Origin of the sequence: Bradyrhizobium genosp. L (genome assembly GCF_015624485.1) — a bacterium.
In the GTDB taxonomy this organism is placed as follows: domain Bacteria; phylum Pseudomonadota; class Alphaproteobacteria; order Rhizobiales; family Xanthobacteraceae; genus Bradyrhizobium.
Genome location: NZ_CP061378.1, coordinates 7,081,657 through 7,101,148, shown reverse-complemented (window position 1 = coordinate 7,101,148; position 19,492 = coordinate 7,081,657). Strand labels below are relative to the sequence as shown.

At 62.8% G+C, this 19,492-nt stretch carries 20 protein-coding genes; 11 read left to right on the top strand and 9 right to left on the bottom strand.

Annotation, left to right across the window (positions count from 1 at the left end; translation table 11 throughout):
* The 3 genes from IC762_RS33765 to IC762_RS33755 form a co-directional block, all read right to left on the bottom strand.
* Positions 1 to 798 carry a helix-turn-helix transcriptional regulator gene (locus IC762_RS33765; protein ID WP_195786388.1) on the bottom strand — a complete coding sequence of 266 codons (798 nt, stop codon included), beginning with the start codon at positions 796 to 798 and terminating at the stop codon, positions 1 to 3.
* 63 nt (positions 799 to 861) lie between these two features.
* Complete coding sequence (locus IC762_RS33760) at positions 862 to 1,224, bottom strand: nuclear transport factor 2 family protein (RefSeq protein ID WP_195786387.1); 363 nt, start codon at positions 1,222 to 1,224, stop codon at positions 862 to 864.
* A gap of 100 nt (positions 1,225 to 1,324) precedes the next feature.
* The gene (locus tag IC762_RS33755; RefSeq protein ID WP_195786386.1) at positions 1,325 to 2,233 is read right to left on the bottom strand and encodes a LysR family transcriptional regulator; all 909 of its coding nucleotides are present in this window, start codon (positions 2,231 to 2,233) and stop codon (positions 1,325 to 1,327) included.
* A 106-nt stretch (positions 2,234 to 2,339) separates the two neighbouring features.
* Here IC762_RS33755 and IC762_RS33750 point away from each other — a divergent pair, with 106 nt between their 5' ends.
* Positions 2,340 to 3,407, top strand: coding sequence for an aromatic ring-hydroxylating dioxygenase subunit alpha (locus IC762_RS33750; RefSeq protein WP_195786385.1), 1,068 nt, complete (start codon positions 2,340 to 2,342; stop codon positions 3,405 to 3,407).
* 79 nt (positions 3,408 to 3,486) lie between these two features.
* Here the strand turns inward: IC762_RS33750 and IC762_RS33745 are convergent, their stop codons facing one another.
* Together IC762_RS33745 and IC762_RS33740 are read right to left on the bottom strand one after the other, a co-directional pair.
* Positions 3,487 to 3,837 carry a RidA family protein gene (locus IC762_RS33745; protein WP_195786384.1) on the bottom strand — a complete coding sequence of 117 codons (351 nt, stop codon included), beginning with the start codon at positions 3,835 to 3,837 and terminating at the stop codon, positions 3,487 to 3,489.
* Between the two features lie 129 nt (positions 3,838 to 3,966).
* Positions 3,967 to 5,391: a CDGSH iron-sulfur domain-containing protein gene (locus tag IC762_RS33740; protein ID WP_195786383.1), complete on the bottom strand. Its 1,425-nt coding sequence runs from the start codon at positions 5,389 to 5,391 to the stop codon at positions 3,967 to 3,969.
* A gap of 104 nt (positions 5,392 to 5,495) precedes the next feature.
* Here IC762_RS33740 and IC762_RS33735 point away from each other — a divergent pair, with 104 nt between their 5' ends.
* Complete coding sequence (locus tag IC762_RS33735; RefSeq protein WP_195786382.1) at positions 5,496 to 5,843, top strand: winged helix-turn-helix transcriptional regulator; 348 nt, start codon at positions 5,496 to 5,498, stop codon at positions 5,841 to 5,843.
* 273 nt (positions 5,844 to 6,116) lie between these two features.
* Here the strand turns inward: IC762_RS33735 and IC762_RS33730 are convergent, their stop codons facing one another.
* Positions 6,117 to 7,034 (bottom strand): NADP-dependent oxidoreductase, encoded by a 918-nt coding sequence (locus IC762_RS33730; RefSeq protein ID WP_195786381.1) that lies wholly within the window; start codon positions 7,032 to 7,034, stop codon positions 6,117 to 6,119.
* A gap of 328 nt (positions 7,035 to 7,362) precedes the next feature.
* Between IC762_RS33730 and dapD the strand changes: the two genes are divergently transcribed.
* A complete protein-coding gene (gene dapD / locus IC762_RS33725) occupies positions 7,363 to 8,349 on the top strand; it encodes a 2,3,4,5-tetrahydropyridine-2,6-dicarboxylate N-succinyltransferase (protein WP_246801357.1) in 987 nt (328 codons plus the stop codon).
* A 284-nt stretch (positions 8,350 to 8,633) separates the two neighbouring features.
* Here dapD and IC762_RS33720 read toward each other — a convergent pair whose 3' ends face one another.
* On the bottom strand, positions 8,634 to 8,879 hold the full coding sequence (locus IC762_RS33720) for a hypothetical protein (RefSeq protein WP_195786379.1): 246 nt from the start codon (positions 8,877 to 8,879) through the stop codon (positions 8,634 to 8,636).
* A 735-nt stretch (positions 8,880 to 9,614) separates the two neighbouring features.
* Here IC762_RS33720 and IC762_RS33715 point away from each other — a divergent pair.
* Positions 9,615 to 9,908 carry a hypothetical protein gene (locus IC762_RS33715; protein WP_195786378.1) on the top strand — a complete coding sequence of 98 codons (294 nt, stop codon included), beginning with the start codon at positions 9,615 to 9,617 and terminating at the stop codon, positions 9,906 to 9,908.
* Between the two features lie 17 nt (positions 9,909 to 9,925).
* Positions 9,926 to 10,537, top strand: a complete 612-nt coding sequence (locus tag IC762_RS33710; protein ID WP_195786377.1) for a hypothetical protein — start codon at positions 9,926 to 9,928, stop codon at positions 10,535 to 10,537.
* Positions 10,538 to 10,774: 237 nt separating this feature from the next.
* On the opposite strand, the gene IC762_RS33705 is transcribed toward IC762_RS33710, so the two are convergent.
* Together IC762_RS33705 and IC762_RS33700 are read right to left on the bottom strand one after the other, a co-directional pair.
* Positions 10,775 to 11,434, bottom strand: a complete 660-nt coding sequence (locus IC762_RS33705; protein WP_195786376.1) for a hypothetical protein — start codon at positions 11,432 to 11,434, stop codon at positions 10,775 to 10,777.
* 622 nt (positions 11,435 to 12,056) lie between these two features.
* Complete coding sequence (locus IC762_RS33700) at positions 12,057 to 13,715, bottom strand: FAD-binding dehydrogenase (protein WP_195786375.1); 1,659 nt, start codon at positions 13,713 to 13,715, stop codon at positions 12,057 to 12,059.
* A gap of 286 nt (positions 13,716 to 14,001) precedes the next feature.
* Here IC762_RS33700 and IC762_RS33695 point away from each other — a divergent pair, with 286 nt between their 5' ends.
* From IC762_RS33695 to IC762_RS33670, 6 genes are all read left to right on the top strand, one after another.
* Entirely contained in the window at positions 14,002 to 14,457 is a 456-nt protein-coding gene (locus IC762_RS33695) for a hypothetical protein (RefSeq protein WP_195790404.1), read from the top strand.
* 96 nt (positions 14,458 to 14,553) lie between these two features.
* Complete coding sequence (locus IC762_RS33690) at positions 14,554 to 14,838, top strand: hypothetical protein (protein ID WP_433995868.1); 285 nt, start codon at positions 14,554 to 14,556, stop codon at positions 14,836 to 14,838.
* An 18-nt stretch (positions 14,839 to 14,856) separates the two neighbouring features.
* Positions 14,857 to 15,447, top strand: a complete 591-nt coding sequence (locus IC762_RS33685; RefSeq protein WP_195786374.1) for an SCO family protein — start codon at positions 14,857 to 14,859, stop codon at positions 15,445 to 15,447.
* A gap of 150 nt (positions 15,448 to 15,597) precedes the next feature.
* On the top strand, positions 15,598 to 16,608 hold the full coding sequence (locus tag IC762_RS33680; protein WP_195786373.1) for a transporter substrate-binding domain-containing protein: 1,011 nt from the start codon (positions 15,598 to 15,600) through the stop codon (positions 16,606 to 16,608).
* A 208-nt stretch (positions 16,609 to 16,816) separates the two neighbouring features.
* On the top strand, positions 16,817 to 18,460 hold the full coding sequence (locus IC762_RS33675; RefSeq protein WP_195786372.1) for a lysine--tRNA ligase: 1,644 nt from the start codon (positions 16,817 to 16,819) through the stop codon (positions 18,458 to 18,460).
* Positions 18,461 to 18,661: 201 nt separating this feature from the next.
* On the top strand, positions 18,662 to 19,447 hold the full coding sequence (locus tag IC762_RS33670) for a class II aldolase/adducin family protein (protein WP_195786371.1): 786 nt from the start codon (positions 18,662 to 18,664) through the stop codon (positions 19,445 to 19,447).
* Positions 19,448 to 19,492: the final 45 nt, after the last annotated feature.

Genomic DNA, 19,492 nt, shown 5'->3' with positions numbered 1-19,492 from the left:
TCAGTTCAGCTGGCGCACGGAGGCGATCAGCCGCAGCGCGATCGCGAACAGCTCGTTCTGCGCGCAGATGCCGAGCTTGTCGTAGGCGCGCCTGCGATAGGTGAGGACGGAGTGCAGGCCGATGCCGAGCTCGGCCGCGATCGCCTCCGAGCTGAGACCCGTGAGGATGCCGAGGCAAACCTCCTGCTCGCGTCCGGTCAGCTCGGCGAGCGGCGCGGCCGTCGCGAACAGGTTCTTCAGCCGGGCCATGGGATCGCCGTCCGATGCGGTGTCGCGCTGGAAGTGCCGCGCCACGGCAGCTGTGACCGCGGGCGCGACCGTGGTCAATCGCGCGATCTGCTCGCGGCTGAAACGGCCCTGGGCGGTGATCTGGTAGAAGTTGACATAGAAGCAGGTGTCGTCGATCCAGATCGCGGAGGCGAATTTGTCGACGATGTCGGAATCGTCGAAGAACAGCTTGCGGTAGCCATCGCTGTACATGCGGCGGGCGAAGGTCGGCAGCAGGATCGGCGCAGCCTGCGCCTGGCCCTCGAACACCGCATCGCGGTTCGGATCGGCCTGGTGGAAATGCCCGGCATAGGCGATGCCGAGATCGCGTCCGGTCGGGATGTTGCCGATATCGAGCAGGCATGCGGCCGAGCGCGGGCCTGCGAATGAGAACACCATGCAATGACCGACCCCGGCCACACGCCGCAGCGCACCGATCAGCGCCTGCGGAAAGCCGTCGCGGCCGATCGCCAGCAGCGCCGGCGTGATGTCGCTGATCGCAGAATTCGTGAAGGCGAAATCTGCCTTCATGGTGTCCTCCCGATTTGTTCCGGGAAGACTATCAGCGACATCGCCGCGGTGGAAGCCGGCCCCTCAGGCGCCGGGCACCTGGTCGAGGAATCCGGTGATGCTCCTGATCCGGCCGTCCTTCAGCACGGCAAAATCTGTCCCCTTGATCGGGCAGTCGACGCCGTCGGGGCCGAGCCCCCAGGAGAAGCGGACGTGGTCGCCGAAGCCGTTGGCCTCGCCGAGCAGCTTGAAGGAGAAATCGGGGAACTTCTGCTGCACGCCGGCGATCAGCGCATCGACGCCCGCATGGCCGTCGCCGCTCATCAAGGGATCGATATAGCGCGCATCCGCGGTCCAGCTCTCGCTCAGCATCTCGCGGCGCCGGCTCGGCGTGCGCTCGTTCCAGAGCTCGATATAGCGGCGGGCGATGGTGGCGTGGTCGGTCATGGTGGTCTCCTTCGATTGAAGCCGGATGGTTCGGCTGTCCGGACTATCGAAGGTTTGCTGCGTGCGATCGATTACCTCGGAAGTCATGCGCCAGCGCAGGCTAGGGCTTGATATAGGCCTCGGGGTCGCCGCGCGCATGCGCCTCCATCGCATCGAGGAAGCAGCGCGCTTTGGCCGGGACGAATTGCCGCGCCGGCAGCAGTGCATGCACGTTGAGCGGCTCGCAGGCATGATCCGGCAATAGCCGCCGCAGCTCGCCGGCGGCGACCGCAGCGCGGGTATAGCTCGCGGTCACCCGCAACACGCCATGGCCGGCGAGTGCCGCCTGCAGGCGGACATGCGCGTTCGATGAGGTGAGGCGCGCCTTCTCGACCTCGATATGGGCGACGGCGCCATCAGGCGCGGTGACGGCCCATGGCGTGTCGTTGGGGCCGGTCAACAGCGGCAGCTTTCGCAAATCCTCCAGCGTGCGCGGTTCACCGAACCTCTTGAGCAAGGCGGGTGCCGCGAACAGGCCGCGCTCGAGGCTGAAGACGCGGCGGATCACGATGCCGGCGGACGGCAGCGGCGCCTCCAGCATCGCGAACACGATGTCGTAATTCTCGGCGACAGGATTGACGATGTCATGCTCGACATCGATCCGGATCGAGAGCTCCGGATAGCGGCTCATCAACGCGCAGGCGACCGGACCCGCGTGATGCGCGCCGAATTCGTAGGGCGCCTTGATGCGCAGGGTGCCGGCGACCGTGCTGCTCATCGCCAGCGCTTCGCTGTGGGTGTCGTGCAGGGCTGCGAACAGCGGGCGGACCTTGCGATAGATGGTCTCGCCGACGTCGGTCAGCCGCAAATGCCGCGTGGTGCGCTCGATCAGCCGCAAGCCCAGATTGGTTTCCAGCCGCTGCACCGCAGCACTGAGGCTCGATTTGGGATGGCCGAGCACGCGTGCGGCCGCGGTGAAGCCGCCATGCTCGACAACCTCGCAAAACAGCTCCCAATCGCGCCATTCCATGGCCGATTGTCCATCCAGCGGTACAGTGTGTCCAGCCAAATCGGATTATCCAGACCGCCGCAATCACCTAACCTTGTCGTAACGAACATCGCATCGGGAGGGTGGCATGGCTGACGACGACGGAATTTTCCTGCGCAACAGCTGGTATGTGGCGGCGTGGAATCACGAGCTGATCGACGGCAAGAAGCTGGCGCGCACGATTCTGGAACGCCCGATCGTGCTCTATCGCGGATCGAGCGGCAAGGTCGTCGCGCTCGACGACCGCTGCTGCCATCGCGCCGCGCCGCTCTCGATGGGGCGCGTCGAGGGCGACGATATCAGGTGCATGTATCACGGCATGAAGTTCGCAGCCGACGGCAAGTGCATCCAGATCCCCGGCCAGGACAGCATTCCCGCCAAGCTCGGCGTGCGCAGCTATCCCGTGGTCGAGCGCTACAATCTGATCTTCATCTGGACCGGCGACCCCGAAAAGGCCGATCCGAAACTGATCCTCGACTATCCGCCGCTCGAGGACCCGAAATGGCGCGGGCTGCCCGGCTACATGCACTACAAGGCCAACTGGCTGCTGATCGTCGACAATCTCAGCGACTTCGCTCATCTCGCTTTCGTGCACACCAACACGCTCGGCGGCTCCGAGGAATACGCCTACAAGACCAAGCCGGTCGCGATCGAGAAGCTGGACGACGGTTTCCGCGTCGAGCGCTGGCACATGGGCGCCGAGCCGCCGCCGTACCACAAGAAGGTGATCCCGAACAAAACCGATGCGATCGATCGCCGCAACATCGGCCGCATGATCATTCCCGGCATCTTCACCTTGGACACCACGTTCGCGCCGGCCGGGCAGGGCGTCGAGAAGGGCGTTCAGGTCCCGGGCACGCGGTCCTATCGCAACGCGCAGTTCATGACGCCGGAGACGCGCTCGACCACCCACTTCTTCTGGAACTATTTGCACGATTTCGACATCGACAACCCGAATATCGCGCTGTCGCTGCGGCATAGTCTCGAAGAAGGCTTCAACGAGGACAAGGATATCATCGAGGCACAGCAGAAAGTGTTCGACGCCGATCCGAACTATCAGCTGCTCGCGATCGGCGCGGACGCGCCGTTGACTTATTTCCGCTGGTTGTTCGCGCGCAAGATCGAGGCGGAAGGCAGCGCTGCGCGCGCTGCCTGAAACGGCGCTGCCTGAAACGGAAATGGCGCGGGAGCCGTCGGCCGCCGCGCCATTGGTTTGGTCCAAGTCGATATCGCGGTCACTTCGCCGCGATCACCATGATCTCGACATTGTATTGCGGGGCCGCGAGCTTGGCCTCGACGGTGGCGCGCGCCGGCGTGTTGCCCGGCGAGACCCAGGCGTCCCACGCCGCGTTCATCTCGGGGAACGTCTTCATGTCGGTGATGTAGATGGTCGCGCTGAGGAGCTTCGACTTGTCGGTGCCGGCTTTCGCCAGATGGCCGTCGATGATCGACAGGATGTCCTTGGTCTGGTCGGTGACGCTGCCGCCCGCCGCCTTGCCGGCGACGACGCCGGCGAGATAGACGGTGTTGCCGTGCACGACGACCTGGCTCATGCGCGGGCCGGTCTCAAAACGCTGAATGCTCATTTGGGTCTCCACTTGAATGGCGGGCCCTCTCTAGCGCAGCAGCCCGCCCGCGGCTACTGCACAAATTGCAGCACCGCTCAGTGAAATCGTCCGAAATTGCACCGAGATCACCTCGGCGCAATCCTGCTGTCAAAATGCATTGGCCCAGCGCGCGAACAGCGCCACCCGCTCGGCCGGCCAGGCGCCGTCGCACGGCATGGTGCCGGCCTCGAGGCGCGCGAGGATCTGCTGACGGTGTTTCGCGACATCTTCCTCCTTCCAGAGGTCGAAGGCGAACAGCATCGAGTTGCGATCCATCGGTCGAAACAATGGCCGGATGTGCTGTTCGAACTGCACGGGCTCATCAGTGCCGGGTAGTGCCGGGATAACGTCCGCTGCGGCCGGCGCGTCGCTGGTATTCGCCGACGGCCGCGCGCCCGGCGTCGCGTTGCAGACCCACCACCAGCGCGGCACGGGCATGTTCGGCGGCGGTTTGGCGTCGGCGCCTGAGTTCTCCACCGCGATCCGCGAGCCCCATTCGATATAGGCGACGAAGGCGGCGCGGAATTCCGGATCCGACGGCAGCCCGGCATCGTCGGCGCTCTGCATCATGTAGATCGCCCACAGCGCGCGCTGCTCCGGCCTGATCTGCTTGCCGATGTGCTGCGAGACCATCCGCCGATAGCCGCCATAGCGCTCGGTGTAGAAGCGCGGGCCGCCGAACACTTCGCTGAGCCACGCCGCGACCCGTTCCGGATGGTCCGGCGACATCTCTGCAAACAACGGCCCGAGCAGCGGATCTTCCGGCACGTAACGGCTGTAGAAGATGCGCGTCATGTCGAGCAGCGCCGGATAGCCGCCGGCCCATTCGAACAGCGTCGGCTCGCGCAGCGGATCGGGAATGGGATCGCGGAACGCGACGCTCCAATGCATGCCGCCGCAGAACGGCTTGTTCAATGACGAGCCGCAGCGGCACAGGCTGACATGCTCGCGCGAGGCACCGGCATTCTGCGCGATGGCGGCGCCTTGCTCGTCGACCAACTCGACATCGCCGGTGATGCGGTACGGGCCGTCCTTCGAGACCTCGATCTGCGGCGATCGGCTGACATCGGACAAATTGGCGTCACGCGCAGGTCCGATGCCGATACCGAGCGCACCGGACGGGCACTTGCGCACGGCATTGACGAGATCGTCGAACCGCGCGCCGCTCGGGGTGACGAACGGTTCCGCCCCGAGATGAAATGCCGATCTGAGCCGGTCGGTGCAGAAGCCGGAATGCGCGCAGGTACCGCGATTGTCGAACACGAAAGCCTGCTGTCCTTCGTAGACATCGAGCTTGTCGGGCACTCGCCGCGGATCCTTGGCGTCGGTGAAGCCGCGTGCGACATGGCTGTCGTCGCAGAACGGCTTGGTCTGCGATTGGCCGCAGCGGCAGAGCCGCGCCGGTGCTTCGGCTGCGATCGGCACGCCGAGATGATCGACGATCGGGATACCGGGATCGGGCGCGTAGGGCCCGTTGTGTTCAATGACGATGCGCTTGCGCATCGCCCGCGGGGGAGAGCTATCCTCTGTCATGCCTTGCATTGGTCCCTGGGTTCGCCCAACCCGTGCAAAGCGTGCTTAGATGGATCGATGGCGGCTCTCAACGAACCAGATGGAAAGTGCCGTGGGAGAACGGGATGATACGCAAGACCAAGCGCAAATATGGTTGCCCGGTCGAGTTCTCGATCGACCAGCTCTCCGGCAAATGGAAGACGGTGATCCTGAGCCGGCTGAAAGTCCGTCCGATGCGCTATGGCGAACTGCGCCACGACATCCCGCAGCTCAGCGACAAGGTCTTGACCGAGCGGCTGCGCGATCTCTGCAATTCCGGCTTCGTGAAACACGAGCGCGCCGGCGGCTCCTCACGCTACTGCCTGACCAAGCGCGGCGAGATGCTGAAGCCGATGCTGCAGGCGCTCTACGATTGGGGACAGGCGAATGCCGACACGTTCGGCGTCCGCTTCCTCGGCGCGGAGGTGGATTAGAGCTGGAGCGCGTTGCCAAAATATCGAAAACAACCCCATGCAAAGGAGCCAGCGGCCGCGGCCGGTGTTCGACCAGGCAGTGTTCAGCCAGGCAACTTGACACGTCGGGCAACTCAGGGATATTATTCCAATATTCCGAAATCGTGGAGGCGCGCCCTCATTCATCATCGGCGAGTTCGTAGCGCTTGGTTCGGCGCAACGCATTCTCTCAACGTCCGGCTGGCCTGGACAGGACAGCCGCCGGCCAGCCGCGTATCGATGGCCACGTGTCGCTCAGGGGCGAACGCGGATGATCGTATTTCCTTTGCGTCGCCTGGTCGGATTTAACGCAGCGACGGCCTCGTCGAGGGGCGAGACGTTGCCGATGTTCGTCCGCAGCCGTCCGTCCCGCACCCGCTGCACGATCTCACTCAGTTGGGAACGATCGGACTCGACGACGAAATCGACTGCCAGGCCGTTGGAAGGGCGCGCCTCGGCCGGCCCAACGATCGTCACCAGTGTTCCTCCGCCTTGAATCAGTTTTACGGACCGCTTCTGGATTTCACCGCCGATCACGTCGAACACCAGATCGACTTTGCCGACGTCCTCCAGGGCGTCGTTGTCGAGGTCGACGAACTCCTTGGCGCCGAAGTCGAGCACGGTCTGACGGTCGGCGGACCGCCCGGAGCCGATGACGTAGGCGCCGGCCTCTCGTGCGAGTTGCGTCACCATCGACCCGACGGCGCCGGCTGCGCCGTGTGCGAGGACGCGCTGCCCGGCCTGAAGGCGCCCGTGCTGGAATAGCCCTTGCCAAGCCGTCAGGCCCGAGACCGGGAGGCTTGCGCCCGTTGTGAAGTCAACGTCGCCCGGAAGCGGCGCGAGGTTGCGTGCCTCGATCGCCACGTACTCGGCCAGCGTGCCGTCGCGATACCAGTCCGCCAGACCGAACACCCGCTGTCCCACCGACAGTCCCGTCGTGCCATATCCGAGAGCGGTGACCACGCCGGCCAGCTCGTGCCCGGGGATCGACGGTGTTCGGTCGCGATCGAGCCGATCGGTCCAGGTCGAGGGCCACGCCAGCTCGGTCGGGACAAATCCCGACGCATGAACCTGAACGACGACGTCGTTGATCGCGGCCTGCGGCGCGGGCCGGTCCACCAGCTTCATCCCGGCCGTTCCCGTGGCCTGGTCCGTTACAACGATCGCCTTCATGGGAATTGCTCCTTCGTCTTTGTCGCTTTGGTGGAACCGTGGGGGCGCCGGCTATCCGGGAAACTGCCAAGGCAGTTCGGTGGCAGTTCGGTCGCCTGCTACAAGCGAATAGATGCGCTGCGCCGGCGCATAAAACAGTACCAAGATTGCGAATTGCGGCTGTACCAAGCGCGATCTCGATGCGTTACGGCAGCGTCTGACCCATGCCGGAAGTAGGCCGCCCAATCGTCTTTTCGCCGAGCGGGCGACGCAGCAAGCTGTACCGACCAGCGCGACCGCGCTAAAGTTGTAGATACGCGCCTGTGCACGAATGGAAGGACAGTCTGTCGTGAGAATCGAAAGCCACGAAACATCAGGTGCAGAAGGATATGGTCTGGCCACTGTTGCGAATAATGGGACTGTCCTCGATACCTGGTTCCCGAATCCCATACTTGGCAGTTCTTTTGGTCCATCCGGGTCGGCGGTTCTGACAGCCGAGCAAGCCAGTGCCGCCTTGGGATCGAGAATCGCGGCGTGTTTGCCGACTGATCGCCGCCGTGCGGTCTCCACGATTCCAGTCAGGACCGTCATCGAGGACTTGGCTCAATCTCCGCGAGATGCTCACGACGTCTATTTGCGCCTTCACCTTCTAAGTCATCGTCTCATCCAGCCACACCGGGCCAGTCTGGACGGAATATTTGGCATCCTTGCAAATGTCGCCTGGACTTCCCTGGGGCCATGCCTGCCCGATCAGGTCGAAGAGCTGCGCTGGGCAGCTCGCGCATCTTCTGTGGTTTTGGAAGTACGAAGTATCGATAAGCTGCCGCGCATGACCGACTATGTCGTGCCGGAAGGCATCCGTATCGCTGACGCCAACCGCGTCCGATTGGGCGCCCATTTGGGACGCGGAACGACCGTGCTCCATGAAGGTTTCTGCAACTACAATGCCGGAACCCTGGGAACTTCAATGGTTGAGGGACGGATCAGTGCAGGCGTCGTGGTTGGCGATGGTACGGATGTCGGCGGTGGTGCATCGATCATGGGCACCCTTTCCGGTGGCGGCAAACAAGTCGTATCCATAGGCGAGCGCTGTTTGCTGGGCGCCAATTCCGGTACGGGTATCGCACTTGGCGATGATTGCATCGTGGAGGCCGGTTGTTACGTGACAGCGGGCACGCTCGTCCGACAGGTTTCGGGAGAGGTTGTAAAGGCCGTCGAGCTATCCGGTAAATCCAATATTCTCTTCCGACGCCACTCACAGACCGGGGCGGTCGAAGCAATTCCGCGCAACAAATCATGGGGCAGTCTCAATCCGGCCCTTCACGCCGTCAAATAAGACTCCAGAAGAGATATCGAGACTTATTATGCTTCGTTTGCTGAGACCAAATTGTCGCGGGCGCACTTTGCCTCGCGCCGAGCGCTCTCGGTCATCCGCAAGCGTCAGTCGATCGAGCAACTGCCTGATCTTGAAGCCGGTGGAGGATCGCTCTGACCGTTGCGCCAGCAGTGCGCCTCTGCTTGTCTTTCGCCCGCGGATATTCACTGAGGCTGTGCCCCCGACCAACTCGCGAGTCATTCGGAGGGAATGGTCCGGTTGGAGGAGAGCTTAGGTATCCTCAGTCAGTGACGCCTCGTCGCATGACGTGAGTGATGTCGCCGCACGGATATTCGCGGCCCTAACACATCTTGGGGCGGTGTCTCAGCCATCGCCGCGTTGGCGCTGAAGCCGGGCCTGCGATCTGAATAGATCGAGAAGTTTGGATCCTGAGCCGATGCCGCAGCCGGCTCCGAGACCTGCGCCGACGCGGGCATCAGCTTGACCGTGGCAAGAACCAGCACTGCGCCTAATATTTTGAGCTTGGTCATCGACGCTCTCCTGTCGCCGGTCCTCAAAGAGCCGACGTTTGTTGCCTCGGACGCTGCGCAGTTAGCAGGCAGCTTGCCACCGGAAAATTCCGAGGCTCGATTGTAGTGTCCCTTACCAAGATTTGGGGACACATGTTCGGGATTTGAAGAGGTCGATCATGTTGCAGCGCCGACGCCATGAGGCATCCATATCAAATGCGGGAGTAAAATTGCCGCTACCGGCCACCTATGCATCGTGTTGGCGGACATGACAGCGGCGTCGGTCGAAGTCCGCTTCTCGCGAAGCGTTAGCGGACGATGCGACCTTGGTCTTCGGGTGCGCAGACAGCCTCGAGGATTGAAGTAGAGGATATTCTTTCGAAGCGTGTCCGTCCCTCGAACTCAGGAGGGAAATACGCGTCAAACGCAAAGCCCGACAAATCGACGCTAAATCGCCTCGCCAGGAATTCTAAGTCATCGATGGCGTTGTCGCCTCAAACGCCAAGGTCATGGTATAATCTCGTGTCCACACTCCAGCCAGCTATTTCGTGCTCGGAGTGGCCGAAAGCTTTGAGATAGGCGTAAACGGCGGCACTGCGTTGAATTGGTGCGCCCATCGATCGATACCGCTACTTGATGGCGACAGCGCAAACGCATACTAGGACAGAACGGCTAGCAAGTCCGCTTTTGACCCGAAGCCGACCTTGGGTTGATTCTGGGATAGAAATCGGCAGTGTTCGCGGCCGTATTCACAGGATGAGCATCATCAAACCAACAGGACTTCGTCCCGGCTGGCGGAAGCTTATGATCGCGGTTTACGTGGCGGTGGTAGCGACGCTGGCCTACGGGGCATGGATGTATCCTGATGCACCGCTTCGCAAATGTAGTGTTGGGATCGAGACCTACTGCGGCAAACAGGGCAAAGAGCATACCCTGTCCGAGTACGAGGGCTTTCGAGGATGGCAGAACGGGCTCTTCGGTATTGTGGGGCCGATCGCCGTCGGCCTTCAGCTCCTGGCTGTCCTTTTTGGCAGGGAGAGAAAGAGATGAGCTAGGGAGATTGGAGCATGGGCGACGGACATAGGAATTTGTTTCTTTCGTTTTCCTTTCACAGGCATACGCTCGATCCATTCTTACGATGTCATGGGGCTATCGTTCGATGGGCCTCAAGCGCAATCGAAGCGCATTCCCATCGGGAGGAGCCTATACGTTGGGTCAAACTGGTATTCATAAAAGACGAACTGGAATGGAGATGGCGGTTTCCGTCTCTTGAGCGTTCAGAAGGTCGAATTGATTTGTGCTTCCGCGAATTCGAAGCCGAAGATTGGAGAACGCGGGCCGGTAGCGGTCGCACCGACATCTCTGCGGCCTTGATCCTTCCACAAAGGCAATTGAACGAGATGCGGACTGCGGTTGCGCGCTACACGCCTGATTGGGACATACGGCTCAATTGGTGCATGGGTTTTCGCAGCGAGCAGTTTGCATTTCCGGCGTCACGCGACATTTCAGCCAATCGTTCCGTCGCTCCCTGGGTAAAGCGGCTGACAGTTGAGTCTGTAGAACTGACGCTGGTGCAAATATGTTGCGAGCGCATCGAGCCTGCCAAGGCTGCCGAGCTTGTCGATCAATACTGGGCTGCTCCGAGGAAGATCGCTTACTCGACCATTTTACAAACCTAAATCCCGTAGCCCGGGCGAGCGGAGCGACCCCGGGGCCGCTGCGGGAGCTGATCCCCGCATTGGTGCTCTCGCTATTGTAGAACCATCAGCGGCGTGCCTTACGGTAGCATTTGCCCGCTCGTAGGACGAAGCGGTGGCGAGTTGGTGAATAGCGGTTGTTGGCGCCCTCGCGGACATCTTAGCGGTGTTAGATCATGTCGCCTGCTGACCCGAAGACGACATCAAGTCGCGTTAGACTTAGAGACGATCTGTTTGCACGCGAACTCTTGGTTCGCTGGTTATCTTTGCTCCTAGCAAACCCGCTCCGGCGAGAAGCCAAGCGACGAACGGATGCCAGAGTGGAAACAGCACGAGAGTCGCCCAATGCATCCCCGGATGACCCGTCTGAACGGGGTCCAAGAATACCACGCCGTTAACCCAACAGTCGGAGGGCCGCAGCACTCCGTCATTGTGGCTGCCGGACCAAATGCACGATTGCGGTGCTCCGGCCGATGATCCGTCCGGGTTAAAGAATTCGATTTGCTTGGTACGGGCCGCGGCGATGGCGATTCGTCCGTCTGCGGTCAGTCCAATCGAGAACATTCCGCCAGCACTGTGAACAAACCAGCCGGTTTCGAAGCGACCATCGATGTACCTCTGGACCCGCGCTGTTGGGATCGTGGCTGTAAACGTTCGGTCTCCTGGACCCAAAATGCTGGTCGTTTCAAAAGACGCCGGCAGTTCGATTTGCTGCAGCCATGCCCCGGTTAGCGGCAGGAAAAGAGGAGCGACAAAGCCCAAGATCCCAATGCCCACTAGCACTCCGCATAGCACATGACCGCGAGAGGCCAATCGGACTGCGCCAACCAACCACACGATCAGAACGAAGAGGGGGATGAGACCGAACAGGTAGCCCATATACTTCCTCTGCGAAACGCTCTCTAAGAACCAAGGGTTGGCTTATTTTGAATCACGGCTGGTTTACAGCAACTTCAATGGTTCCGATTATAGCGAGCTTAGAACTGCTCTGCGAAATAACTCATCCAAGTTAACTTCGCCTTTTGAACCCGGAACGGACCTAGCGCTGTGTGAGCTAGTTCGTTGTTGACCCAACGCAGCATAACTCTACGCTGCTACCTTAGGTAAAGGTCAGCTATTGGCCTACGCGATGCGCACCTTGAGACTTCAGGATGGTCGAGTATTTCATCTATCGCAATACGCACCGTAAGCGCGCACGAACGCATCTTGCTGAATGCACGATATGCGATCACGGTCGTTGGCAACCGACCGATATCAACAGTCAGCCAGGCATTTGGCTAGGCCCATATGACCGTAATCAGGCTTTCGCCGTCGTGAAGCAAATAGCTGACGAAGGGGTTGATGTTCAGCCTTGCAATAGATGCAAACCTTGAACCTGGGTGTAAGGCCCCCATCGTCGCCTTTGACCCATCACGACATACTGCGACGCCGCACGAACCTCGTCACTAGAGCGGACGTAGTTGCCAGTCACATGACGCCGCTGGGCTTATAGGTGCAAAGCCTACCCCACCGCCTTCGCCGCCGCGCGTCCCGCATTGCGGCCCGAGAACAGGCAGCCGCCGAGGAACGTTCCCTCCAGCGAACGATAGCCGTGCACGCCGCCGCCGCCGAAGCCGGCGGCTTCGCCGGCCGCGTAGAGGCCGCTGATGATCCGGTGGTCGTTGCCGAACACCCGTGAGTCGAGATCGGTCTCGAAGCCGCCGAGCGTCTTGCGGGTCAGGATGTTGAGCTTCACCGCGATCAGCGGGCCGTGCGCGGGATCGAGAATCCGATGCGGCTTGGCGGTGCGGATCAGTTTGTCGCCGAGATAGCGGCGCGCATTGTGCAGGTTCATCACCTGCGCGTCCTTGACGAAGGGATTTGATATCTCGCGGTCGCGCGCCTCGATCTGCGTCTTGATGGCATCGAGCGTTAGGAGATTGCTGCCGGCGAGCTTGTTCATGGCAGTGACGAGATCGGCGAGATTGTCGCGCACGATGAAGTCGGCGCCGTGCTGCTTGAACGCTTCCACCGGCGCCGGCGCGCCCTTGTTGGTGGCGCGCTTGATGGTCATGCGCCAGCTCTTGCCGGTCAGGTCCGGGTTCTGCTCCGAGCCCGAGAGCGCGAACTCCTTCTTGATGATGCTCTGGGTCAGGATGAACCACGAGTAATCGTAGCCGGTGCTCATGATGTAGTGCAGCTGCCCGAGCGTGTCGGAGCCCGGGAACAGCGGCGCCGGCAGCCGCTTGCCTGTCGCGTCGAACCACATCGACGACGGCCCCGGCAAAATACGGATGCCATGGCGCGGCCAGATCGGATTCCAGTTCTGGATGCCCTCGACGTAATGCCACATGCGGTCGCGGTTGATCAGCCGGCCGCCGGCGCCCTCGGTGATGCCGATCATGCGGCCGTCGACATGCTCGGGCACGCCTGAGATCATGAACTTCGGCGGCGTGCCGAGCCGCGTCGGCCAGTTCTGCCGCACCAGGTCATGATTGCCGCCGATGCCGCCGGACGCGACGATCACCGCTGGCGCACGCAGTGAGAAGTCGCCGACCACATTGCGCGAGGAACTCTCGCCGCGCGCGACACCGGTCGGTTCCAGGATCGCACCGCTGACGCCATCGACCGCGCCGTTGGTCACGCTGAGCGCATCGACGCGATGGCGGAACTTGAAGACGAGGCGTCCGGTCTTCGCGGCCTCGCGCGCGCGGCGTTCGAACGGCTCGACGATTCCGGGGCCGGTGCCCCAGGTGACGTGAAAGCGCGGCACCGAATTGCCATGGCCCATCGCGTCATAGCCGCCGCGCTCGGCCCAGCCGACGATCGGGAACAGGCGATGGCCCATCGCGCGCAGCCAGTCACGCTTCTCGCCCGCGGCGAAGGCGACATAGGCTTCGGCCCATTGGCGCGGCCAATGGTCTTCCTCGCGATCGAAGCCCGCGGTGCCCATCCAGTCCTGCAGCGCAAGCTCGGGCGAATCCTTGATGCCGAGCCGCCGCTGTTCCGGCGAATCGACCAGGAACAGGCCGCCGAACGACCAGAACGCCTGGCCGCCAATGCTCTGTTCGCCTTCCTGGTCGAGCACGATGACGCGCTTGCCGGCGTCGGCGATCTCGGTTGCGGCGACCAGGCCGGCCAGGCCGGCGCCAACCACGATCACATCTGCATCGTCAGCCATTTTTGATTCCCCCAGCCCCAAGTGATGCCCCAAGGGATTGAAGACCGCGTCATTGCATGTGGTCAACGCCAAATGGCCCTTGCCTGTGGCGGTGGGGCATCAAGCAGATGCGCCGACATGTTCCAGTTTGGGACCTTTGGGTTCGCAACTGCAGCGCGCGCGCAACACCCAATTTGAATTTGTTTTGATGGGCTACCCTCGTCTGGACAAAAATCCGCTTCCGCAACACGCTCGCTATAACTTGCATCACAAGACCAACAGATTCGGTTTCGACTGGGGCTGGCCAATGAGGTTGATGACGGGGTTGCTCGCTGCGGTTCTGCTGCTGGCGGGAGTGGGGGCGTCGCAGGCGGTGGTCAGGATCGCCGACGATCGCGGCGGGCGGATCGGAACCTACGTCGATCGTTTTCAGGACATGCGCGCCTCGGGCGATACCGTGATCATCGACGGGCTCTGCGCCTCGGCCTGCACCATCCTGCTCGGCAAGATTCCTCACGACCGGATCTGCGTTACTTCGCATGCCAGCCTCGGCTTCCATGCGGCCTGGGACTACGGCGACGACGGGCGCGCGGTGACCAATCCCGAAGCCACCCACATGCTCTATCTGATGTACCCGCCGGCAGTGCGGAAATGGATCAATGCGCGCGGCGGCCTGACCCGGCGCATGATCTTCCTGCACGGCAAGCAGCTCGAGGCGATGTACAAGCCCTGCTACCTCAACGCACAGGCCAGCGCGCACTGAGCTGCTTGAACTCTCCGTCATGGCCGGGTTTGTCCCGGCCATCCACGTCTTTGCGCCCGGCAAAGCAAGACGTGGATGCCCGGGACGAGCCCGGACATGACGAATCGAGAACGAACCCCTCAGCATCACGTGATCGGGGGTCTCACCATCACGCTTGCCCGCTGCCTGAACCGGGCTTATTTCAACCGCATGGCCCAGCCGATCTCCGTCCAGCCCCACGACGTGGCCGTTCCGGCACAGGGCCGGCTGGCGTCCGCGATCCTTTGGGGCGCTGCCGGCCTCGGTGGGCTTGCGCTGGTCGCCGCCGCGGCGCTCTGGTTCCACTACGGGACCGCGGTGTTCTTCGAAATGATCACGGCCGGCATCTCCGCCTGCTTCTGACAAGGATGTCCTGACATCATGCCCCGGACCGCCCGCCCGCTGGTAATCTTCACCGCCTTCGCCGCCAGCCTGGCGGTCGGCCTGTTCCTCACGCTGTGGCTGGTCGGCGGCCTGCGCACCGTGGCCGCGCCGGCCGCGATCGGCGGCCCGTTCCAACTCACCGACCAGTCTGGCCAGGCCGTCACCGACAAGGACCTCAAGGGCAAGCCGACCTTGATCTTCTTCGGCTTCACCCATTGCCCCGATGTGTGCCCGACGTCGCTGTTCGAGATGTCGGAGGTGCTCCGCGCGATGGGCAAGGACGCCGACCGGGTGAACACCTATTTCGTCTCGGTCGATCCCGAGCGCGACACCCAGGCTGCGATGAAGGACTACCTTTCGAGCTTCGATCCGCACCTCAAGGGCCTGACCGGCGATCCCGCCTCGATCGCCAAGGTGCTGTCGGAATACCGGGTCTACGCCAAGAAAGTCCCGCTCAAGGATGGCGACTACACGATGGATCACACCGCGCTGATCTATCTGATGGACCGCGACGGCCATTTCGTCTCGCCGTTCAACCTGAAGCGATCGCCCGAAGAGGCGGCCACCGACCTGAAACGGTACCTCTGAGCCCGACTTCGGCTTTTTGTTTGAGCATGATCATTTCGGAAAACCGCTTCACAGTTTTCCGGATCATGCGGCAGAATTAACCCAATCGGCGCTCGCATCACGCGCCGGATGGTCTATAAGGCCGCCCAATTCCCTTGAAATCGTTATTTGATGCCAGATCAGCCGACCCAGCCTTTTGCCATCCGTTCGCGCCAAGCCACCGTGCTGGCCGCAGCGATGATCTCGGCTGCGCTGCTGGCCGGCCCCGCAACGGGGCAGACACCGCCTGCGCAGCCGCCGGCGGCAAAGACCGCTCCCGCTCCGGCCCCGAGTGCAAGGCCGGCCCCGGCGCCGGCCGCTCCTGCCGCACCTCCGGCGGCCGCGGTGCCGGCGGCCCCGCCAAAGGCCGCGGCTGCGCCGCAGGCGGTGCCGGGCTTCTGGGACCCGCGGCGCCGGCCAGACCGGCCCGATCTGTCGCGCCTCACCGTGATCCGCTTCCTGACCGAGACAGACTATCCGCCGTTCAACTTCACCGGACCCGACGGCAATCCGGCCGGCTTCAATGTCGACCTGGCGCGCTCGCTGTGCGACGAGATCAAGGTCACCTGCACCATCCAGATGCGCCGCTTCGAGACCCTGGTCGATGCGCTCGCCACCAACCGGGGCGACGCGATCATCGCCTCGATGGCGGTGACGCCGCAGCTGCGCGCCAAGGTCGATTTCACCGATCCCTATTACCGCGCGCCGGCGCGCTTCGTGTCGCGCCGCGACAATGTGATGGCGGAAATCCGTCCCGAATATCTCGAGGGCAAGAAGGTCGGCGTGATCGCCGGCTCCTCGCACGAGGCCTATCTCAAGGCGATGTTCACCGACGCCGAGATCCATTCCTATCCCGATAACGACGCGCTGCGCGCGGCGCTTCGCCGCGGCGAGGTCGATCTGATCTTCGGCGACGCGATCTCGCTGGCGTTCTGGGTCAACGGCACCGACTCCGCCGAATGCTGCGCCTTCTCCGGCGGCCCCTTCATCGAGAGCCGCTATTTCGGCGAGGGCGTCGGCATCGCCGTGCGCAAGGGCAACGATCTGCTGCGGCAGTCGCTGAACTGGGCGCTGTTCCGGATCTGGGAAAAAGGCCGCTTCACCGACCTCTGGCTGCGCTATTTCTCGATCAGCCCGTTCTGACGGCTGGCGTGAATCCGTAGGGTGGGCAAAGCCAACGGGTCGCGCGAAAGCGCGCCCGATGACAGGCTCAGCGTGCCCACCTCGTCTTGCACGGCCGGTGATGGTGGGCACGCTGCGCTTTGCCCACCCTACGAATGTTGCGCCGTCGTTTTGCATTTTGCCGCGAAAGCGTTAGTTTCGCGGCCCTTTTTGGAGAGAAGCTGAAGCGATGTCCGTGATTGATCCAGCCTTTAGCCCGAGCGACCTGCGCGCGCTCGCCGAACAGTCCAACGCCTGGCCGTTCGAGCAGGCGAAAGCGATTGTGGCGCGGCTGAAGAAATCCCCGAAGGACGAGGTGCTGTTCGAGACCGGCTACGGCCCGTCCGGCCTGCCGCATATCGGCACCTTCGGCGAGGTCGCGCGCACCACCATGGTGCGCCACGCCTTCCGCGTGCTCACCGAGGACAAGATCAAGACGCGCCTGCTCGCCTTCTCCGACGACATGGACGGCCTGCGCAAGGTGCCGGACAACGTGCCCAATCGCGAGATGATGGCGACCCATCTCGGCAAGCCGCTGACCCGCGTGCCGGATCCGTTTTCGAACGAGCATCCCTCGTTCGGCGCCGCAAACAATGCGCGGCTGCGCGCATTCCTCGATCATTTCGGCTTCGACTACGAGTTCGCGAGCGCAACCGACTACTACACGTCGGGCCGCTTCGACGCGACGCTGCTCAAGATGCTTGCCGCCTACGACAAGGTGATGGCGATCATCCTGCCGACATTGGGACCGGATCGCCGCGCCACCTATTCGCCGTTCCTGCCGATCAGCAAGACCACGGGCGTCGTGCTGCAAGTGCCGATGATCCGCCGCGATGTCGCGGCCGGCACGGTCACCTATGTCGATCCCGACACCGGCCAGGAGGTCGAGACCACGGTCACCGGCGGCAACGTGAAGTGCCAGTGGAAGGCCGACTGGGCGATGCGCTGGGTCGCGCTCGGCGTCGACTACGAGATGGCGGGCAAGGACCTGATCGATTCAGTGAAGCTCTCCGGCCAGATCGCCCGCGCGCTCGGCGGCACGCCGCCGGAAGGCTTCAACTATGAGCTGTTCCTCGACGAGCAGGGCCAGAAGATATCGAAGTCGAAGGGCAACGGGCTCACCATCGACGAGTGGCTGCGCTACGCCTCGCCGGAATCGCTGTCGCTGTTCATGTATCGCGAGCCGAAGGCGGCGAAGCGGCTGTTCTTCGACGTCATCCCGCGCGCAGTTGACGACTATCAGCAGTTCGTCGACGGCTTTGCCAGACAGGAGCCGCGGCAGCAGTTGCAAAATCCGGTCTGGCACATCCATGCCGGCAAGCCGCCGCACGCCGACATGCCCGTCACCTTCCAGCTGCTGCTGACCTTGGTGTCGTCGTCGAATGCGGAGAATGCCGCGACGCTGTGGGGCTTTATCGGCCGCTACCGTCCCGGCGTGACGCCCGAGAGCCATCCGAAGCTGGATGCGATGGTCGGTTACGCCATCAACTATTATCGCGACTTCGTGGCGCCGACCAAGCAGTTCCGCGAGCCGACCGAAGGCGAACGCGTCGCATTGCAGGACCTGCGCGATGCGCTCGCCAGCCTGCCGCTCGGCGCGACCGCGGAAGACATCCAGAACGTGGTCTACGAGATCGGCCGCCGCGAGCCGTTCCTCGACACCGTCAAGAAGGGCAAGGACGGCCGCCCCGGCGTCTCGCTCGACTGGTTCAATATGCTCTACCAGGTGCTGCTCGGCCAGGAGAAGGGCCCGCGCTTCGGGTCGTTTGTCGCGGTCTACGGCGTGCAGAACGCAGTCAACATGATCGACGGCGCGCTGGCGCGGTCGGCGTAGCGATTGCGTAGGGTGGGCAAAGCGAAGCGTGCCCACCCTCACAAGCCGCGCAAGATGTGGTGGGCACGCTGACGCTTTGCCCACCCTACGGGTGCGGTCCAAGCCCGTAAAATCCGGATGGCAGCTCATCGGCAATTACACCGGAGCTTTGCGCCGGATTGCGCTACACTCGTTCCATAAAATCAACATGGGAGCACGCGCATGCAGTTCAGGGTTTCGCCGGCATCGTTACAAAACGACAGCAGCGCCGAGGAATGGCAGGCGCGGGTCGATCTCGCGGCGGCGCATCGGCTCGCCTTCAACCACGGCTTTTCCGAAGGCATCTTCAATCATCTCACCTTGGTGGTGCCGGGCCGCAGCGATCGCTACTATCAGATCCCGTTCGGCATGCACTGGTCGGAGGTCACGGCGTCCTCGTTCATGGAGGTCGGCATCGATGATGGAAAGGTGAAGCGCGGCGAGGGCGAGGTCGAGCGCTCCTGCTATTGCATCCATGCGCCGATCCACAAGGCGCTGCCGCAGGCGAAAGCCGTGTTCCACACCCATATGCCGTTCGCGAGCGCGCTGACGCGGCTGGAGGATCCCCGCATCAAGGAGATCGGCCAGACCGAAGTCGGGCTGTCGGAGGCGATCGCCTATGACGATCTCTACACCGGACCGGCGCTCGATCCGGCCGAGGGCGCGCGGCTGGCGCAGGTGATCGGCAACAAGTCGATCCTGTTCATGGCCAATCACGGCATCTCGACGGTCGGCGCGACCGTCGCGGATGCTTACGACCGGCTCTATTACACCGAGCGCGCCGCGCAGGTGCAGATCTACGCGATGTGGACCCAGCAGCCGCTGAAGCAATTGCCGGCGCAGGTGGTCGAGAAGACCAAGCGCGATTTCCGCGACGATCACCTCTACAACGGCCCGAGCCCGTCGCAGCGGCATTTCGATGCGCTGAAGCGGATGCTGGACCGCAAGGAGCCGGACTACGCGACGTAGTTCGCCTCAAACACCGCCGTCGTCCCGGCGAAGGCCGGGACCCAT

Coding starts and splice junctions, on each gene's coding strand:
- IC762_RS33675 (WP_195786372.1), top strand. CDS start 16,817: ATGTCCGTGATTGATCCAGCCTTTAGCCCGAGCGACCTGCGCGCGCTC.
- IC762_RS33695 (WP_195790404.1), top strand. CDS start 14,002: ATGAGGTTGATGACGGGGTTGCTCGCTGCGGTTCTGCTGCTGGCGGGA.
- IC762_RS33740 (WP_195786383.1), bottom strand. CDS start 5,391: ATGACAGAGGATAGCTCTCCCCCGCGGGCGATGCGCAAGCGCATCGTC.
- IC762_RS33730 (WP_195786381.1), bottom strand. CDS start 7,034: ATGAAGGCGATCGTTGTAACGGACCAGGCCACGGGAACGGCCGGGATG.
- IC762_RS33735 (WP_195786382.1), top strand. CDS start 5,496: ATGATACGCAAGACCAAGCGCAAATATGGTTGCCCGGTCGAGTTCTCG.
- IC762_RS33755 (WP_195786386.1), bottom strand. CDS start 2,233: ATGGAATGGCGCGATTGGGAGCTGTTTTGCGAGGTTGTCGAGCATGGC.
- IC762_RS33680 (WP_195786373.1), top strand. CDS start 15,598: ATGCCAGATCAGCCGACCCAGCCTTTTGCCATCCGTTCGCGCCAAGCC.
- IC762_RS33750 (WP_195786385.1), top strand. CDS start 2,340: ATGGCTGACGACGACGGAATTTTCCTGCGCAACAGCTGGTATGTGGCG.
- IC762_RS33745 (WP_195786384.1), bottom strand. CDS start 3,837: ATGAGCATTCAGCGTTTTGAGACCGGCCCGCGCATGAGCCAGGTCGTC.
- IC762_RS33710 (WP_195786377.1), top strand. CDS start 9,926: ATGGGCGACGGACATAGGAATTTGTTTCTTTCGTTTTCCTTTCACAGG.
- IC762_RS33700 (WP_195786375.1), bottom strand. CDS start 13,715: ATGGCTGACGATGCAGATGTGATCGTGGTTGGCGCCGGCCTGGCCGGC.
- IC762_RS33705 (WP_195786376.1), bottom strand. CDS start 11,434: ATGGGCTACCTGTTCGGTCTCATCCCCCTCTTCGTTCTGATCGTGTGG.
- IC762_RS33760 (WP_195786387.1), bottom strand. CDS start 1,224: ATGACCGACCACGCCACCATCGCCCGCCGCTATATCGAGCTCTGGAAC.
- IC762_RS33720 (WP_195786379.1), bottom strand. CDS start 8,879: ATGACCAAGCTCAAAATATTAGGCGCAGTGCTGGTTCTTGCCACGGTC.
- IC762_RS33715 (WP_195786378.1), top strand. CDS start 9,615: ATGAGCATCATCAAACCAACAGGACTTCGTCCCGGCTGGCGGAAGCTT.
- IC762_RS33685 (WP_195786374.1), top strand. CDS start 14,857: ATGCCCCGGACCGCCCGCCCGCTGGTAATCTTCACCGCCTTCGCCGCC.
- IC762_RS33765 (WP_195786388.1), bottom strand. CDS start 798: ATGAAGGCAGATTTCGCCTTCACGAATTCTGCGATCAGCGACATCACG.
- IC762_RS33690 (WP_433995868.1), top strand. CDS start 14,554: ATGACGAATCGAGAACGAACCCCTCAGCATCACGTGATCGGGGGTCTC.
- IC762_RS33670 (WP_195786371.1), top strand. CDS start 18,662: ATGCAGTTCAGGGTTTCGCCGGCATCGTTACAAAACGACAGCAGCGCC.